This window comes from Rhizobium terricola, from assembly GCF_012927355.1.
GTDB lineage: Bacteria > Pseudomonadota > Alphaproteobacteria > Rhizobiales > Rhizobiaceae > Allorhizobium > Allorhizobium terricola.
Genome location: NZ_JABBGK010000007.1, coordinates 125,204 through 141,952, shown reverse-complemented (window position 1 = coordinate 141,952; position 16,749 = coordinate 125,204). Strand labels below are relative to the sequence as shown.

The window sequence follows — 16,749 nt, the reverse complement described above, 5'->3', positions numbered from 1 at the left end:
CGTGGCGGCGGGCAAGCCCAGGATCGTCGCAGTCGTCGCTACCATGCGCAAACTGCTGACAATCCTCAACGCCATCATCCGGGACGAAAAACCATGGCAAAACGCTTGACTGCCAAGACAGTCGCTCCCCCCTTGGGCCGCGGGGCGGACTCAGGGGTTTTCATCAAATCGCCCTTCTGCAGAAAAACCTTTCTCCAATTAATCCATAAAAAATATAGAATAACTGTTATTGCCCGCTTGCTCTGCGATGCTGCACCCCTGTTGGAACCGGGCTGACGCATGCAGGAGCCTTTCGATGAGCAAGACCATTCACTTCAACGCCTTCGACATGAACTGCGTTGGCCATCAGTCACCGGGGCTCTGGGCCCATCCGCGGGACCGCTCGTGGAAATACAAGGACCTCGACTACTGGCAGGATCTCGCCCGGACGCTGGAGAGCGGCATCTTCGACGGCATCTTCATCGCCGATGTGATCGGCTACTATGACGTCTACAAGGGCAACAACTATCACGCCATCCACCAGGCGGCGCAGATCCCGGTCAACGATCCGCTGCAGCTTGCGGCGCCGATCGCCCTCGCCACCGAACACCTCGGCATCGGCATCACTGCCTCGACGTCATTCGAGCATCCCTACACGTTTGCCCGCCGTCTCGCGACGGCTGACCACCACACCAAGGGTCGTGTCGGCTGGAACATCGTGACCTCCTACCTGGAGAGCGGCGCGAAGAATGTCGGCCAGGCCGGATTGCAGCGCCACGACAACCGCTACGATATCGCCAACGAATATCTCGAGGTGATCTACAAGCTGCTGGAAGGCTCCTGGGAAGACGGCGCCGTCGTGCGAGACCGTGAGAACCGCGTCTTCACGCTGCCGGAAAAGGTTCACGAGATCGGCCACCGCGGCAAGTATTTCGACGTTCCCGGCTATGCGTTGACCGAACCCTCGCCGCAGCGCACGCCGGTCCTTTATCAGGCCGGCGCCTCCGGGGCTGGCAAGAAGTTCGCGGCAGAACACGCCGAATGCGTCTTCGTCGCCGCGCAGACCAAGACCATCCTGCGCAACTACGTCAACGACGTTCGCCAAAGGGCCGTTGCCGCCGGTCGCTCGCCGGACAGTCTCAGGATCTATAACCTCCTGACGGTCATCGTCGACGAAACGGATGAAAAGGCGAAGGCCAATTTCCGGGACTACCTGGACTACGTTTCCTATGACGGCTCGCTGGTCTTCATGTCCGGCTGGACCGGCATCGATTTCTCGCAATACCGCCCGGACGATCTGGTCCGCAAGGTCGAGACCAATGCGATCCATTCGGCAGTGGAAAGCCTGTCGGAAGGCGACCCGAACAAGCGCTGGACGATCCGCGAGCTTGCGGAATGGGGTGGTGTCGGCGGCATGGGTCCGGTCGTCGTCGGTTCTCCCGCGACCGTTGCCGACGAGCTGCAGCGATGGGTCGAGGAAACCGGTGTCGACGGCTTCAATCTCGCCTATGCGGTAACCCCGGAGACCTTCGAGAACATCGTCGGCTATCTGGTTCCCGAACTGCAGAAGCGCGGCGTTTATCCGAAGGAGTACCGCCCGGGCACCCTGCGCGAAAAGCTCTTCGGTCGCGGCGCCCGGCTCGAGGCTCCGCATCCGGGTGCCCGGTATCGCGACATCGAGGCGATCAAGCGCGCCGAAGCGCTGCGTCCAACCGGAAGCTGATTTTTTCTTTCCCCTTTTCTCAATGAGGACATGACCATGGGCACTCTTCCCGAAACCAAGATCGACTATTCCATTCACCCGCGCGTCAATTCTACCGATCCGGTGGCGCCGCGCCCGCGCCCGGCGACGCCGGCCCACGTCATCAAGACGGACGCCGAGGCCATCGAGATCGCCGAGCGGCTTGCCGAGCGGTTCAAGGTCGGCGCTGCCCTGCGTGACCGCGAGGGGCTGCTGCCGATTGCCGAACTCGACGAGTATTCGCAGAGCGGTCTGTGGAGCATCAACGTGCCGAAGGCCTACGGGGGCCCCGGCGTTTCCTACGCCACGCTTGCCAAGGTGATCGAGACCATTGCGGCAGCCGATCCGGCGATTGCCCAGATCACCCAGAACCACCTTGCGATCGTCGGCACGATCGACCTCGACGGGACCGACGAGCAGAAGCGCGATCTCTTTGCCCTGGCGCTGTCGGGCATCCGGTTCGGCAATGCCTTTTCCGAGTTGAAGTCGAAGACGGTTGCTGCCTTCGAGACGCGCGTTCGCTTCGAGGGCAACGATGCGATCGTCAACGGCGAGAAGTTCTACACCACGGGCGCGCTTCTCGCCCATGTCGTGCCGATCGTTGCCGTCACCGAGGATGGGCAGGCCTATCTGGTCTTCGCCGACCGCGATGCCGAAGGCCTGACGGTCACCAACAACTGGTCGAGCTTCGGGCAGCGCACCACCGCGTCCGGCGGTGTCCGGATCGAGAGCGTCAAGGTACCGAAGGCCCGTGCGTTGCACGTCACGTCCTTCGAGCATCCGACAGTGGCCGGACCGGTATCGCAGATCATCCAGTCGGCGATCGACCTCGGGATCGCCCGTGGCGCGATCGAGGATACCATCGCTTTCGTCAAGACCCACAGCCGGCCGTGGCTCGATAGCGGCAAGGAGACCGCAGGCGAGGATCTCTTCACCATTGCGGCCATCGGCGATCTCCAGATCAAGCTGCACGCAGCCAAGGCCCTGCTCGAGATTGCCGGACGTGCGATCGACGTGGCCGATGCCGATCCGAACGAGGGTACGGTTTCGGAAGCGACCATCAAGACGGCAGAATCCAAGGTGCTGACAACCGAGATCGCCATCCTTGCCACCAACAAGCTGTTCGAGCTTGCCGGCACCCGTTCGACGCTGGCTGAGCACGGTCTTGATCGTCATTGGCGAAATGCCCGCGTGCATACGCTCCACGATCCCGTCCGCTGGAAGTTCTACCATGTCGGCAACTACTACCTGAACGGCGTCAACCCGCCGCGTCATGCGTGGAACTGAGGTGAGGCGAATGAGCCAGAACGACAGGAAACTCCACCGGGAGGCCGCGTTGACGGCAGGCCGCCCGGCACCCCATATCCCGCCGCGTCGCGTGAAAGCCAACGTCATCAAGGACGATGTCGAGGCGATTGCCGTGGCAAAGGAACTGGCGCGCGAATTCGCGGCGGGTGCCGTCGCCCGCGACCGCGAGCGACGTTTGCCGATCGCCGAGATCGAGCGCTTCTCGCAGTCCGGCCTCTGGGCGATCACCGTACCGAAGGAGTATGGCGGAGCCGGCGTCTCCGCCGTCACGCTCGCCGAGGTGACCGCGATCATCTCGGCGGCCGATTCATCGATCGGTCAGATCCCGCAGAACCACTTCTACATGGTGGAAGCGCTGCGGCTTGCCGACTCGGAAGAGCAGAAGAGGCACTATTTCACGCGTATCCTCGATGGGGATCGTCTTGGCAACGCCTTCACGGAAATCGGCACCAGGACGCCGGTCGACTACAAGACGAGCTTCGTGAAACGCGACGGCAGGCTGCTGCTCAACGGTCAGAAATTCTATGCGACCGGTTCGCTTTTCGCCCACGTTATCGTTGCCGTGGCGAAAGACGAGGTGGGCCGGGTCCACATCGTCTTCGTTGACCGCGCCACGCCTGGCCTTGACCTTGTGGACGACTGGTCGTCCTTCGGCCAGCGGTCGACCGGCAGCGGCACGGTGACCTTCGACGACGTCGAGATAACGCCGTTCCAGATCGTTGACCACGACGTCGTTTTCGAAAAGCCAACGCCGATGGGGCCATTCGCCCAGATCATCCACTCGGCCGTGCAGGTGGGGCTTGCCAGGGGTGCCCTGGCCGAGGCGATTTCCTACATCCGAGCTCACGCGCGTCCTTTCTTTGAGCTCTCGATCGACCACGGCTACGAGGATCCGCATTCGATCCACCAGATCGGCGATGTGACGATCCGCGTTCATGCGGCCGATGCGCTGCTGGCACGCTCGGGACGGCTGCTGGACATTGCAACCGCCAATCCGAACGAAAGGACTGTCGCGGAGGCTTCGATTGCTGTCGCCGAGGTCAAGGCGCTCGGAACCGAAGTCGCGCAACTGGCCGCGAACAAGCTGATCGAACTCGGCGGCGCCCGTTCTACGCTCGAAAGCTATGGCCTCGACCGGTTCTGGCGCAATGCCCGCACCCATTCGCTGCACGATCCGGTGCGCTGGAAATACCACCATATCGGCAACTACTACCTCAACGGCCAATTGCCGCCGAGGCATGGTGCCCTCTAGTTCGGGGCAAGTCCAACTTGCCGGGCCAGGTCGATGACCTGTGCCCGGCTCTTTTTGTCCAGATGGAAACACTCGATGACCTACATTCCCGCGCCCGGCCGTTATGACAACGCCATCTATCGCCGTGTCGGCTGCAGCGGCCTCAAACTACCGGCAATTTCGCTCGGTCTCTGGCACAATTTCGGCGACACGACGCCGCTCGACACGCAGCGATCCATCCTTTTCAAGGCCTTTGATCTCGGGATCACCCATTTCGACCTCGCCAACAATTACGGACCGCCGGCTGGCAGCGCCGAGATCAATTTCGGTCGCGTCCTGAAGCAGGATCTCGCCGGTCACCGCGACGAACTGATCATCTCCACCAAGGCGGGCTGGGACATGTGGCCGGGCCCCTACGGACGGGGTGGCGGCTCCCGCAAGGCGCTGCTCGCAAGCCTCGACCAGAGCCTGCAACGGCTCGGCGTCGACTACGTGGATATCTTCTATTCGCACCGCTTCGATGCCGAGACCCCGCTCGCGGAGACCGCCTCCGCACTGGCTTCCGCCGTCGAGCAGGGCAAGGCGCTCTATGTCGGCATCTCGTCCTATTCCGGCAACAAGACGCGCGAGATCGCCACGCTGTTGGCGGAGCGGGGCGTGCCGTTGCTGATCAACCAGCCGTCCTACAACCTGTTCAACCGCTGGATCGAAAAGGACCTGCTCGCCGCGTCCGGGGAGGTCGGGGCCGGTGTCATCGCCTTCACGCCGCTGGCTCAGGGATTGCTGACCGGCAAGTACCTGAACGGCATTCCGGTGGACACCCGGGTCAATCGTCCCGGCGGCGACTTCCTGAGGCCAGAGCATCTCAAGGAGGAAAACATCGAACGGGCGCGGTCCTTGAACGAGATCGCCGCCCGCCGTGGCCAGTCCCTCGCCCAGTTGGCTCTGGCCTGGGTGTTGCGCGACCCGCGTGTCACCTCCGCGCTGATCGGCGCCAGTTCGGCCGCGCAGGTCGAGGAGAACGTGGCCGCGCTGAACGGTCTGTCGTTCACGGACGAGGAGCTCTCCGAGATCGACCGCTATGCGGTCGAGGGCGGGGTCAATCTCTGGGAAAAGCCGTCGCACGATCAGGCGGTTTGAGAACGCGGCTGCCGGCAATAGGCGTGGCTGGACGGTGATGAACGCCGTTTCGCCACGCTTTGGCGCGCGTACGAGTTGGAATGCGATGCGGTCATATCGGCTCTTCCGCTTCACGGAATCGCTGTTGCCGCGGCAGATAATCTCCGCTCGGGCCGATTGGTTGGAATAAAATTCCTTACAAAAACTATAGAGAATATTACCGTAAGGCCATCGTTTAGCGGCGCTCGTGAGGCGCTCGATCGGAGGTCGGACATGATTACCAGGAGACAGGGTCTCAAACTCGCCGCGGCACTTGCCGTATTCGCTGTTCCGTTTGCCGGGGCGGCGCGTGCCGAAGCCAAGGTCATCCGCATCGGCTGGCAGAAATTCGGGGTTCTGGCACTTGCCAAGCAGCAAGGGGCGCTCGAAAAGCGCTTCGCCGATCGCGGCATTGCGATCGAATGGTCCGAATTCACCTCCGGCCCGCCGTTGCTCGAGGCGCTCGGCGCAGGGGCTCTCGATTTCGGTCCGACCGGCGACGTGCCGCCGCTTTTTGCTCAGGCCGCGGGCGGTGATCTGGTCTATGTCGGCACCTACAAGCCGCCGGCGGCTTTCCACGGAATCCTGGTGCACAAGGATTCCCCGATCGAGGCTCTTTCAGACCTCAAGGGCGTCAAGCTCGCCTACAAGCGCGGGTCGAGCGCCCACAACTTCGCCTTCAAGGCGCTTGCCAAGGCTGGACTGACGCCCGCCGATGTCGAGAGCGTCGATCTGCCGCCGCCGGACGCGGCGGCCGCCTTCAAGAATGGAAGCGTCGACGCCTGGTCGATCTGGGATCCCTATTTCGCCATCGCCGAGAAGGATCCGAACGCCCGCCTGCTGAGCACCTCCGAGGGTATTGTCGAGGCCTGGGGTTATTTCCTCGGCAACGGCAAGTTCGCGGCGGAAAATCCGGATCTGATCACCGAGATCCTCGACGAGCTCGCAAAGGTCGGTGCAGCCGCCCAGGCGAACATCGATGGAACCGCGGATGCGCTTTCGCAGATCACCGGTGTTCCCGTGGACGTTACCCGCGTCACCCTGACGCGGGCCGGTTCTGATCTCGGAAAGGTCGCCCCTATCTCGGACGAGGCCGTCGCCTACCAGCAGGCCCTGGCCGACGATTTCCACGCGCTGGGGGTTCTGCCCAGGAAACTCACCATCTCGGACATCGTCTGGCGCGCAAAAGCCAGCTGAGCCCGTCAACCCGCAACGGAGAGACCAGATGATTACGCGCAGGCAAAGCTTGGCCCTGATCGGAGCGGCGGCAACGTCGCTCGCCATGCCCGCCATACGGCCGGCCCGGGCAGCAACCGAGTTCCGCATTGGTTGGCAGAAGAATGGCGTGCTGGCGCTCGCAAAGCGCACCGGCGCTCTGGAAAAGCGTCTCGCCAGGCACGGCGTCACCGTGACATGGGCCGAATTCACCTCCGGTCCGCCGCTGCTGGAGGCGCTGGGCGCCGGCTCGCTCGACTTCGGTCCGACCGGCGACGTACCTCCGCTCTTCGCCCAGGCGGCCGGTGGCAATCTGCTTTATGTCGGGACCTATCGCGGCCCCTCCACCGGGTCGGCCATTCTCGTCCACAAGGACTCGGGCCTTAACAAGCTTGAAGACCTGAAGGGCAGGAAGGTCGCTTTCAAACGCGGATCGAGCGCCCATAACTTCACGGTCAAGGCCTTGCGCAAGGCGGGTCTTTCGATCGGCGACGTGGAGGCGGTCGATCTTCCGCCGCCGGATGCCGCTGCCGCCTTCAAGACCGGCAGCATCGACGCGTGGGCGATCTGGGATCCCTACTATGCGGTCGCCGAGGCAGATCCCCACGCCCGTGTGCTGACCACGGCGGCGGGCATCGTCGACAGCTGGAGCTTCTATTTCGGTAACGGCGACTTCACGGCCGCCAATCCGGACGTGATCGCCGATGTGATCGATGAACTGGCGATCACCGGTGCCTGGGCCCAGTCCCATCTCGACGAGACGGTTGCCGCACTTTCGCAGATCACCGGCGTAACGGCCGAGGTCACGCGAACCGTGCTGACGCGCAAGGGCGCCGATCTCGGCAGAGTTCATCCGCTGACCGACGAGGCGATCACCTACCAGCAAGCCCTTGCCGATGAATTCCACGATCTCGGCATCCTACCGAAGAAGCTCGCAATCGCCGACATCGTCTGGCGCCCGAAGGCGAGTTGAGCCATTTCCTGAAAGGACATTGACATGACGAAGACAGAAAAACCGCTCGATTTCCTCTGGTTCATACCGACTTCGGGTGACGGATCCTATCTCGGCTCCGATGACCGCAGCCGGCCCGCCGATCCGGGTTATTTCCGCGAGATTGCGACGGCCGTCGATCGGTTGGGCTATTCCGGCGTGCTGATCCCGACGGGCGTCGCCTGCGAGGAATCCTTCGTGCTGGCCGGCCATCTCGCGGCGGTGACGGAGAAGCTGAAGTTTCTCGTCGCGATCCGCCCGGGCACGGCATCCCCGGCCTATTATGCCCGCCTTGCCTCGACGCTCGATCGTGTGTCCAATGGGCGCCTGCTTCTGAACATCGTCGCCGGCGGCAGTGCCCAGGAACTCGCCGGAGACGGCATCTTCCTTCCGCATGATGAGCGCTATGCCCATGCCGATGAGTTTTTCCAGGTCTTCAACAGCCTGATCGAGACCGGCAAGGCCAATCTCGACGGAAAGTACATCAAGGCGCTGGACGCCCAGCTCGGCATTCCGCCGGTCCAGGAACCGCGTCCGCCGCTCTACTTCGGCGGGTCGTCGGATGCGGCGATCGAGTTCTCCGCAGGTCTGGTCGACAAGTACCTGACTTGGGGCGAACCGCCGGCACAGGTCGCCGAAAAGATCGCCACCGTGCGCAAGGCGGCTGCCGCCAAGGGCCGGACCGTGAGCTTCGGCATAAGGCTGCACTTCATCGTCCGCGAGACTGACGAAGAGGCATGGGCGGCCGCCGACAAGCTCATCTCGAAACTCTCCGACGAAGCAATCGCTGCGGCCCAGGAGGTGTTCGCCAAGAACTCCGACTCCGTCGGTCAGGCCCGTATGGTGGCGCTCCACAACGGTCGACGCGACAAGCTGGAAGTCTCGCCGAACCTCTGGGCCGGCATTGGCCTGGTTCGTTCGGGCGCCGGCACCGCGCTCGTCGGCTCTCCGAAAACGGTGGCGGCGCGCCTGCGCGAATATCAGGAGCTCGGCATCGATACGATTGTCGCCTCCGGTTATCCGCATCTCGAGGAAGCCTATACCGTCGCCGAACTGCTGTTCCCGGAGATCGGTCTCGGCGGCCCCCGCAACCAGATCCGCTCTTCATTCGGCGAGCGTCAGGTCTTCGGCGGGGGTGGTCACGGCGGCAACGTCAAGCTCGTTTCCGGCTCTTGAGCCCGGGATCCATGGATAGCCTCACGTCGGTTGACCACTCGCCGACGTGAGGCACAGGCAAGAGGAGCACCCCATGACCGCATATGACATCGCAACGGAAGCCCGGACCGAGCGCCGGCGCGAGGCCCGGCTCTCGGTCCGGCTGCCGTCCGTTCACCTCGGACCGTTCCTGCCCTTCCTGCTTCCGGTCGCAGTGATTGTCGTCTGGCAGCTCCTGTCGTCGGCGGGGTGGATCTCGTCGCGCGTCATGCCGGCGCCAAGCGATGTGGTTCTTGCCTTCGTCGACCAGTTGAGCAGCGGTGCGCTGCTGCACGACATCGCCGTCAGTGGCGCCCGTGCCCTGGCTGGTCTCGTGGTCGGCGGCTCTATCGGGCTGGCTCTCGGCATCGCCAACGGCGTCTCCCGACTGTCGGAGCAACTGACCGACACGACCCTGCAGATGCTACGCACCATCCCGCATCTGGCGATGATCCCGCTCGTCATATTGTGGTTCGGCATCGGCGAGGAATCGAAGCTTTTCCTCACTTCGCTCGGCGTGCTCTTCCCCGTCTATCTCAATACGTTCCACGGCGTGCGCAACGTTGACCGCGACCTGCTGGAAATGGGCCGGGTCTATGGCATGAGCGGCTTCACCTTGTTCCGCAAGGTCATCTTTCCTGGTGCGCTGCCCTCGATCTTCGTCGGCTTGCGCTATGCACTCGGAATCATGTGGCTGACGCTGATCGTCTCGGAATCGATCGCTGCCTCCTCGGGCATCGGGCACATGGCCAATGAAGCGCGCGAGTTCATGATGACCGACGTCGTCGTGTTGTCGCTGCTGATCTACGCGGCACTTGGCAAGCTGGCGGACATGATCGCCCGGGCACTCGAGCGGCGCAGCCTTTCCTGGAACCCCGCCTATCAACGCTGAGGAGCGAACCATGAACCGCTATTCTCTTCACATGCTCGCGGAGCGCCCGGAATACCTGAAGGCCGATCCGGATGATGCCAAAGGTCCGGTCGCCGCGGATCGAACCGGCCCCGTGGCCATTCGTCTGCGCGGCGTCGAAAAGCGTTTCGGCGACAATCACGTCCTGCGGGGGATCGATCTGGACGTTCCTGAGGGCCAGTTTCTCGCAATCGTCGGCAAGAGCGGTTGCGGCAAGAGCACGCTCCTGCGGCTGCTGGTAGGCCTCGACGAACAGAGTGCCGGATCGGTTGGCTTCGGCGACACCGATGGCCACCCGGCGTCGCCGAATGCGCGCATCGTCTTTCAGGAGCCACGGCTTCTGCCCTGGGCAAGCGTGCTGGACAATGTCGTGGTTGGGCTGGGCGAGGGTGTCGACCCATCCACCGCGCGGCGTGAAGCGCTGGCGGCCCTGGAAGAGGTTCAGCTTCCCGAAAAGGCTGCACAATGGCCGTCTCGCCTGTCCGGCGGTCAGCGGCAGCGCGTCGCGCTGGCGCGAGCGTTGGTCAGCAGACCCGGCCTGCTTGTGCTGGACGAACCGCTCGGGGCGCTCGATGCGCTGACCCGCATTACCATGCAACAGCTCATCAGCCGCGTTTGGCGTGAACTCGGCTTCACGGCCGTCCTCGTCACCCACGATGTCAGTGAGGCGGTGAACCTTGCGGATCGGGTGATCGTGCTCGATGAAGGTCGAATTGCCCTCGATCTCGAGGTCCGGGCGGAGCATCCGCGGCATCATGGTGATCCCGCCCTCGGCGCGCTGGAGCGGCAGCTGCTCGACGCGATCCTCGGCGAAGGGTGAAGGTGAGGAACGGAAACGAATGGGTGGCGGGACGGCCTCCGACCTGACGATAGGAGGCCGTCTTGCGACTAGGAATGCTTGAAGAATAAGTGGCGAGTGGCGTTGCCTTCTAGGATCATCGAGGCAATCTGTTCGCATTGCGCGGCAATCTCGGGAACGCCGGTCAGTTCGCCAAAAGTGCCCCGTGCCAACGGACCGGCGATGAAGAGGCCTTCCACAGCCAGGTCGTTCTGCCCAATCGCGCGGCTTTGCCGGTCGCAGGCAATGCCAAGCCCATGAGGGTCCGCCTTCACCAGGCCGTCTGCTTCCAGATCGGTGAGGTAAGGTTGAGCGGCGATGGCGCCCTTGTGATCCGGTCCGGTCGCCACCACCACCCACTCGAAGCTCTGTCTCTCCACGACGCCTTCCGGCCTGACGATCAGGTCGACGGAAATAGCGTGGGCGCCGCGCTCGACGCGACAGATGCGGCCGGCCCGGAAGCTGAGGCCTCCGTCATCGACGGCCCGGCGGACAAGGGCGGCAACCTGTGGCGGCATCCTGTAGCGATGTGTTTCGAACCGTCGTCGAAGATGCCGGAGCAGACGAGACTGTTCGGCTTCGGTCAGCGCCTGCCAGATCGTCTGGCCTTGCTGGCGCAGGGCATCGAACACTCTTTGCCACGGCAGGCCGGCACGCTCGGCATCGGCGATGGCCAGCCGGACCCGTCGCAGGACGTTACGCGCGCTGGATGGAGCCGGAAGCACGAAGTTACCCGTGGAAGCCGGCTGTACGGGCGACTGTGCCTGGGGCAACAGACCAGACCGGGAAAATGCCACGATTTCTCCGTCATGACCGCGATGGCGAAGCGATGCCACGATGTCGAGTGCCGTCAGGCCGGCGCCGAGCACCAGGACCCGCTCGCCTCGCCGGATCGGCGCCAGGGCATCCGCCCTTGCCGGATCGGCGATGAAGCGCGGATGGCCATTGAGTGCCAGGGCGACCATGCCGGGTGCCTTGGGTTTGGGGTGGCTCGTGGCGATGACGACGATGTCCGCATCGATCACCGTCCCGAGACGACCACTCACACGCCATCCGCGGCCGTTCCTCTTCACGGTTTCCACGCCTTCGCGGACATGTCGAATGGAGCCGTTGTCGAGAAGCGGGTGCATCGTTTCGGCCATGAAGCGGGCGAAATCGGCACGGCGGGCATAGATGGCGCCGGTTTCCGTGCGAGCGTCGGGGTCCGCTTCGATCGTGCCGCTGGTTTCGAGCCAGCGGACAAACGCCCCGGGTTCTCCGGGGGTGGCACGCATGCGCGCTGCCTCGACATTCAGTCTGAGCGCCGGATCGGTGGTGTCGTAGGCAAGGCCCGACCCAAGCGAGGAGCGCGGTTCGAAGATCGTGATCTCATGTTCGCCCCAGTCGGAGGCAATTGCCAGCTCGCGGGCGAGCGAGGCACCAGTGAAGCCGCCGCCGATGATGGCGACGCGGCAACGCCGGTTGCCGAGCGGCGTGATATGTCTTTCAAAGGGCAGGGTAATTCGCAGCATTCCGTTCTCCCTTCGGTTGAAGCGGCGGGCCTCGAAAGTGCCTCCGAACACAATTGGCACGGACATATTTTCTATAAAATATATAGATTATGAAATCGGATGTCTACGATAACGACGTTTGCGCCGTTAGAAATGTTCCCCGACATGTGTTCGCCATCTTCCACGGAGTTCCCGATGAGCAGCTCTTCCATCAATATCGGCCTGGTCAGGCGCGACCCGATCTACGCGGCTGCGGAGCACGCCGTCGACGCGGACGGACTGAAGTCTGCGCTCCGCAATCTGACGGGCGGCGTCAGCATCATTACGGCCGGCGAGGGAGAAGCGCGCACGGGTGCGACCGTGACGTCGGCTACTGCCCTTTCGGTTGAACCGCCGCGCATGCTCGTCTCCCTTAACCGGACGTCATCGACCTGGCCGGTGGTCGAGCGTTATGGACACTTCTGCGTCAACATCGTCGGTCCGCTGCATGAAGGCCTGGCAAACCAGTTCGCTGGTCGGGGCGGTCTCAAGGGGCCGGACCGTTATCGCGGCGCCAGCTGGACCACGCTCGTCTCCGGTGCACCCGTCCTGGAAGATGCGGCATCAGCGATCGACTGTGAGGTTGAAGAGGTGCTGGAGCGCCACAGCCACGCGATCGTTATCGGTCGTGTCGTTGGCATCCGCGTTCTCGGCGGCGGCTCCCTGGTCTATGGCAACGGTCGCTATTCGGCATTTGGCGGGTGACGGACGCCCCTCCGGGGCCGGGCTTCGACATTTTTTCCCGTCGCCTCGACCGGCGGAAAGATGTGCCAAGCCGGCTCTGCATAATAGAATAGTGTTTTTATCGAAAATATTGACGATCAGGCAAAATGCGGCGACACTGGGGCATCTGCTCATGATGAGCGCAGCAGGAGGAATGAAGACATGCCTTTCGGTATAGAGACCTTTTCCTTCGATCTGTTCGGGATCTCGCGCCGGCCTGCGAAGGTTGATCGCTCAACGCCGAGCGAAATCTCGCCGCCCGCGGAAGAGACCGAAGCTCTACAATCCGGCGAGGGTGCCAAGTCGGCCCGCGACCGCGAAAACTTCTTTTTCTGGGGCATGTTCCCGGTTCTCTAGTCAGGAGGCGATCATGGCCCAGTTTCAGTCGAGTTCCTTGAATGCCCGTACGAACACATCAGCACCGGCGGATCGCCTGGCGCATGTGGCCGTCGCCTGCGCAGTGTTCTTCATCGCATCCATCGTCGTCCTGCTTTGACGGCACACGTGTTCTCTGTCGTCGACCGGCGCTCGGCAAAGCCGCGGTCTCCGCCGGGACGAGTATTCGAGGATAAAGCGATGGGAACCATCACGCATCTGCATGAGCACCTGCGCCCTGTGCCCTCCCGTATCGACGCGGAAGACACCGTGGTAGCCATTGCGTCGGCCCTGCGCCCCACGCCGGCCGAGCCGACGCGCGAGGCCGCAGCAGACATTCTGGGGCCATCCGGTCTGCTGGCGGTGTCGGTACCGAGTGATTTCGGTGGTCTCGACGTCTCCAACATCATCCTCGCCGATGCGGTCGCCCTTCTGGCCGAACTTTCGCAAGATCTCGCCGAAGCCTTCGCTTCGCACTGCGTGGCATTGGAAACGGTCCGCAGCGGCGGATCCGATGAGCAGCGGCGGAGTGTTTTCGCGAGGGTCGCATCAGGGGATCGCTTCAGCGGACCTGCCGCGATCGGGATTGACCCGGAAGGGATCACGACATCCTTTGAGCCGGAAGGAATGGGGTTCCGACTGACCGGGCGGGCGGAGTTCACCAGGACCTCTTCGGCTGCCGAATGGCTTGCGGTACCCGCCCTGGGCGACCAGGGAAAGGTTGCGTTGCTGCTCATCTCACGTGGCACGCCCGGTATTGTCGGCCAGCCTCTCGGTGATGCAGGACGTGTTGCCACGGTCGTGTTCGACGGTGTGCATGTTGCTGCAGATGCCGTGCTTCCGCTCTCGCATCAAGCGCCCGCGATGTCGGAAGCGTTGGCGCGGCTCCTCGCTGCCGCGATCTCCCTCGGCAGGGCGCGCCGCCTTGCCAGAGAGCGTCTGGCCGCGACGACCGATGTGTCGGGCGTCGATGAATTTCTCGTTGGCAAGGGCGAGGTGGAGATAGAGACGCTTGGCGCGCTGCTGGCGCTCGTGGCGGAAGCGATAGACGTGGCGCAGGTCAATGCATCCGTCACGACGATTGCAGATGCACGGCGGCTTGCCTCGATCCTCGGGATCGCCGCGCGGGGCCTGAATGATGGCAGGCTCGACCTTCGTGCCGACGAGCCTGAGGTCAAGGCTCTTGGCAGGCAGGCCATCTCGGCCCGCCAGCCACGGTCGCACTGATCAGGAAAGGCTTATTGCCTGCGGCTCGGCCAGGAGTGCGGAAGCACCCTTCTTGCCTTCGGTGAACTGGGTCAGCGTCATGTTGTCGAGGATTGTGGCGATGGCGTCGCGCACCTCGGTCATCGACAGTCTCACCTGACAAGCTTCCGGGTCGGCGCAGTCGTCACAGGCTTCGAAGGCGGTGCGGCTCGCGCAGCGGATCGGGGCAAGCGGGCCGTCGAGTGCCCGGATGACCTGACCGATCATGATCTCGCTTGCCGGCTTGGACAGCGAATAGCCGCCGTTCGGCCCCTTCTTCGATCGAAGGATGCCGTTGTTTCGCAATTCGAGAAGGATGGTGTCGAGAAACTTCTTCGGGATGTTGTTACGCGTGGCGATTTCGGTGACGAACGCGGTTTCGCCCGGAGCGAGCTGGGCCAGATCGACCAGCGCCTTCAATCCGTATTTGCCTTTTTTCGTGAGCATTGCGGGACTCGATCAGGTTCTTGCAAGCTGGCGGCCTGTGGCTGGCCAGCCGTGTCGCGGCTATATTCCCTAAAATAGATAGTTTTTACTTGTTAAGCGTGCAAGCGCTAACTCTCGCTTTGTGCCGCCCAGATAGGCCGTTCGGGTGACTTCTTCGGAACCTGTGCTTCAATTCCTGATTTTTCCCGGTCATCCGCGAATGCGGGCGAGAACACGGTCCAGTCCGTCGAGAAGCGCCTTCGTCCCGCCATTGCGGTCGAAATCCATCCACACCTGCTCGTTGAGCCCGCCCTTCGTGGCGAATTCCTTCGACAGGTGGCCGAGCGGCACATCGTCTCTTCGGACGGCGACCTGGGAAAGGCTGGCAAAAAGCGCGGAAACATATTGTCGCCCGCCGGCGCGCGGCATTCCCTTGTGCTCGAGCCAATCGATGACGCGATCCATCATTCCGAAATAGGTGGCCATGGTGGCGCTCGCTGCGGCAAGCAGGTCGTATTCCTCAAGGGTTTCGCACTGGACGGCCGTGCCGAGCGAATTGAACAGGGCAGCGGTGAATTCGTCGGGTGGAAAGATCGCGGTGACACCCTCCCGGTCCTCGACGAAGGGCAACGGCACCGCCTGCGTCAGCTGGACATCCGTGCCGATCCACTCGAGAAGGGTCTGGCGCTCGGTCGCCGCGATGATGCTGATGACGCGCTGGCCGCGCCGAAAGACGAGGGGGCGGATAACCTCCTCGGCGATCTGCGGGCGAATGGCGAGGAAGACCGTTTCGGATCCGTCGATGACGGACTGGTTGTCCGAAGCAACGCGCAGGTCCGAGAATTCCGCGGCGAGAGCGCCCGCGGTCTCCGCATTGCGCGGCGACACGATCACCGATCCGGCAAGAGCCGGGTTACGCAAGATCCCCCTGACCAATGCCTGCGTGATGGCTCCGGTTCCGACGAAGCCGATGGTGCGATCCGAAATCAAAGTCATTCGGCAGCGCTCAGCGGATTGAGCGAGACATCGGTCATGTAGTTTTCGCGCATGAAGTTGATGAAGTTTTCCTGGAACTGTCGGGTATGGGCATGCGCGAGCGCGTCGGCCCGTTCCACGTTCCGGTCACGGATCGCTTCCAGCATGAGGTTGTGTTCGTCGGTCAACAGGTATCCTTCATGAGTCCGCTCGAGATATTCGAAGTGCAGATGCAGCATGCGTTGCCCTTGCCCGAGCAGCCTCTCGTAGAATGACGCGAGGTAAGGGTTCTTGCCCGCCTCGGCGATGGCCATGTGAAAGCGTTTGTTGGCTTCCGACATGGCCAGGTGATTTTCGCTCCTGACGGCCGCTTCGAATTCCTTCTGGCGCTTCGCGATGACCTTGAGGTCGGCCTCGGTTCGCAGCGCCGCCGCCAGTCGGGTGTTCATCCGCTGGGCGATATCCAGCGCCTCGACATATTTCGGGAAACTCGCAACCTCGATCGGCGCGACGATCGTGCTGCGGTTCGACAGCGTCACTACGAGTTCTTCGCCGGCCAGCCGGATGAGTGCTTCGCGCACAGGCGAGCGCGACATGTCGAAGCGTTCGGCCAGGGTCGTCTCGTCGAGCAGTTGGCCCGGCGCGAGCGTGAGTGCGAGGATCTCGCTTCTCAACGTGTCATAGACGCTTTTCCACCCCGTGCCACGCGCGCGCTTCGGTTCAAGTTCATCTGCCACGTATCGATCCTTTCGTACTTCAGGCGACCATACCGCAGATGACCGCACTGGCGGCAATGTAATTTTGCCGCTTGACTTTGTCGACATGTAGACGACATGTATTTTGTGTCGACATGTAGACGACAATGAATCGATTGTGGGCGTTCAGCAAAACCCGCAATCTGCAATCCGTCA

The 16,749-nt window shown here is 62.8% G+C and carries 17 protein-coding genes and 1 pseudogene; 14 read left to right on the top strand and 4 right to left on the bottom strand.

Annotation, left to right across the window (positions count from 1 at the left end; all coding sequences use genetic code 11):
- From HHL25_RS21380 to HHL25_RS21335, 10 genes and pseudogenes are all read left to right on the top strand, one after another.
- Positions 1–109, top strand: a pseudogene (locus tag HHL25_RS21380) (IS110 family transposase); the annotation flags it as partial.
- A gap of 186 nt (positions 110–295) precedes the next feature.
- Positions 296–1,702 (top strand): LLM class flavin-dependent oxidoreductase, encoded by a 1,407-nt coding sequence (locus HHL25_RS21375; RefSeq protein ID WP_169595266.1) that lies wholly within the window; start codon positions 296–298, stop codon positions 1,700–1,702.
- A 36-nt stretch (positions 1,703–1,738) separates the two neighbouring features.
- Positions 1,739–3,007 carry an SfnB family sulfur acquisition oxidoreductase gene (locus tag HHL25_RS21370; protein ID WP_169595265.1) on the top strand — a complete coding sequence of 423 codons (1,269 nt, stop codon included), beginning with the start codon at positions 1,739–1,741 and terminating at the stop codon, positions 3,005–3,007.
- 10 nt (positions 3,008–3,017) lie between these two features.
- Positions 3,018–4,280: an SfnB family sulfur acquisition oxidoreductase gene (locus HHL25_RS21365; RefSeq protein ID WP_169595264.1), complete on the top strand. Its 1,263-nt coding sequence runs from the start codon at positions 3,018–3,020 to the stop codon at positions 4,278–4,280.
- Between the two features lie 75 nt (positions 4,281–4,355).
- Positions 4,356–5,399 (top strand): L-glyceraldehyde 3-phosphate reductase, encoded by a 1,044-nt coding sequence (mgrA, locus tag HHL25_RS21360; protein WP_169595263.1) that lies wholly within the window; start codon positions 4,356–4,358, stop codon positions 5,397–5,399.
- Positions 5,400–5,651: 252 nt separating this feature from the next.
- Positions 5,652–6,614, top strand: coding sequence for an aliphatic sulfonate ABC transporter substrate-binding protein (locus tag HHL25_RS21355; RefSeq protein WP_169595262.1), 963 nt, complete (start codon positions 5,652–5,654; stop codon positions 6,612–6,614).
- A gap of 28 nt (positions 6,615–6,642) precedes the next feature.
- Complete coding sequence (locus HHL25_RS21350) at positions 6,643–7,605, top strand: aliphatic sulfonate ABC transporter substrate-binding protein (protein ID WP_169595261.1); 963 nt, start codon at positions 6,643–6,645, stop codon at positions 7,603–7,605.
- Between the two features lie 24 nt (positions 7,606–7,629).
- Positions 7,630–8,799: an FMNH2-dependent alkanesulfonate monooxygenase gene (gene ssuD, locus HHL25_RS21345; RefSeq protein WP_169595260.1), complete on the top strand. Its 1,170-nt coding sequence runs from the start codon at positions 7,630–7,632 to the stop codon at positions 8,797–8,799.
- 73 nt (positions 8,800–8,872) lie between these two features.
- Positions 8,873–9,709 carry an ABC transporter permease subunit gene (locus tag HHL25_RS21340; protein ID WP_169595259.1) on the top strand — a complete coding sequence of 279 codons (837 nt, stop codon included), beginning with the start codon at positions 8,873–8,875 and terminating at the stop codon, positions 9,707–9,709.
- A 10-nt stretch (positions 9,710–9,719) separates the two neighbouring features.
- Positions 9,720–10,547, top strand: coding sequence for an ABC transporter ATP-binding protein (locus HHL25_RS21335; RefSeq protein ID WP_169595258.1), 828 nt, complete (start codon positions 9,720–9,722; stop codon positions 10,545–10,547).
- 68 nt (positions 10,548–10,615) lie between these two features.
- On the opposite strand, the gene HHL25_RS21330 is transcribed toward HHL25_RS21335, so the two are convergent.
- A complete protein-coding gene (locus HHL25_RS21330; protein ID WP_169595257.1) occupies positions 10,616–12,076 on the bottom strand; it encodes an FAD/NAD(P)-binding protein in 1,461 nt (486 codons plus the stop codon).
- Between the two features lie 174 nt (positions 12,077–12,250).
- Here HHL25_RS21330 and HHL25_RS21325 point away from each other — a divergent pair, with 174 nt between their 5' ends.
- The 4 genes from HHL25_RS21325 (at position 12,251) to HHL25_RS21315 (ending at position 14,419) form a co-directional block, all read left to right on the top strand.
- Positions 12,251–12,799, top strand: a complete 549-nt coding sequence (locus tag HHL25_RS21325) for a flavin reductase family protein (protein ID WP_169595256.1) — start codon at positions 12,251–12,253, stop codon at positions 12,797–12,799.
- Between the two features lie 180 nt (positions 12,800–12,979).
- Positions 12,980–13,174: a hypothetical protein gene (locus HHL25_RS21320; RefSeq protein WP_169595255.1), complete on the top strand. Its 195-nt coding sequence runs from the start codon at positions 12,980–12,982 to the stop codon at positions 13,172–13,174.
- A 13-nt stretch (positions 13,175–13,187) separates the two neighbouring features.
- Positions 13,188–13,313: a hypothetical protein gene (locus HHL25_RS23655; protein ID WP_261345130.1), complete on the top strand. Its 126-nt coding sequence runs from the start codon at positions 13,188–13,190 to the stop codon at positions 13,311–13,313.
- Positions 13,314–13,393: 80 nt separating this feature from the next.
- Positions 13,394–14,419, top strand: coding sequence for an acyl-CoA dehydrogenase family protein (locus HHL25_RS21315; RefSeq protein WP_169595254.1), 1,026 nt, complete (start codon positions 13,394–13,396; stop codon positions 14,417–14,419).
- On the opposite strand, the gene HHL25_RS21310 is transcribed toward HHL25_RS21315, so the two are convergent.
- From HHL25_RS21310 to HHL25_RS21300, 3 genes are all read right to left on the bottom strand, one after another.
- Entirely contained in the window at positions 14,420–14,884 is a 465-nt protein-coding gene (locus HHL25_RS21310; RefSeq protein ID WP_169595253.1) for an RrF2 family transcriptional regulator, read from the bottom strand.
- A gap of 189 nt (positions 14,885–15,073) precedes the next feature.
- Positions 15,074–15,859, bottom strand: a complete 786-nt coding sequence (locus HHL25_RS21305; RefSeq protein ID WP_169595252.1) for a pyrroline-5-carboxylate reductase — start codon at positions 15,857–15,859, stop codon at positions 15,074–15,076.
- Positions 15,856–16,575, bottom strand: a complete 720-nt coding sequence (locus HHL25_RS21300; RefSeq protein ID WP_169595251.1) for a GntR family transcriptional regulator — start codon at positions 16,573–16,575, stop codon at positions 15,856–15,858. The genes HHL25_RS21305 and HHL25_RS21300 overlap by 4 nt, the downstream gene beginning before the upstream one ends.
- Between the last annotated feature and the right edge of the window lie 174 nt (positions 16,576–16,749).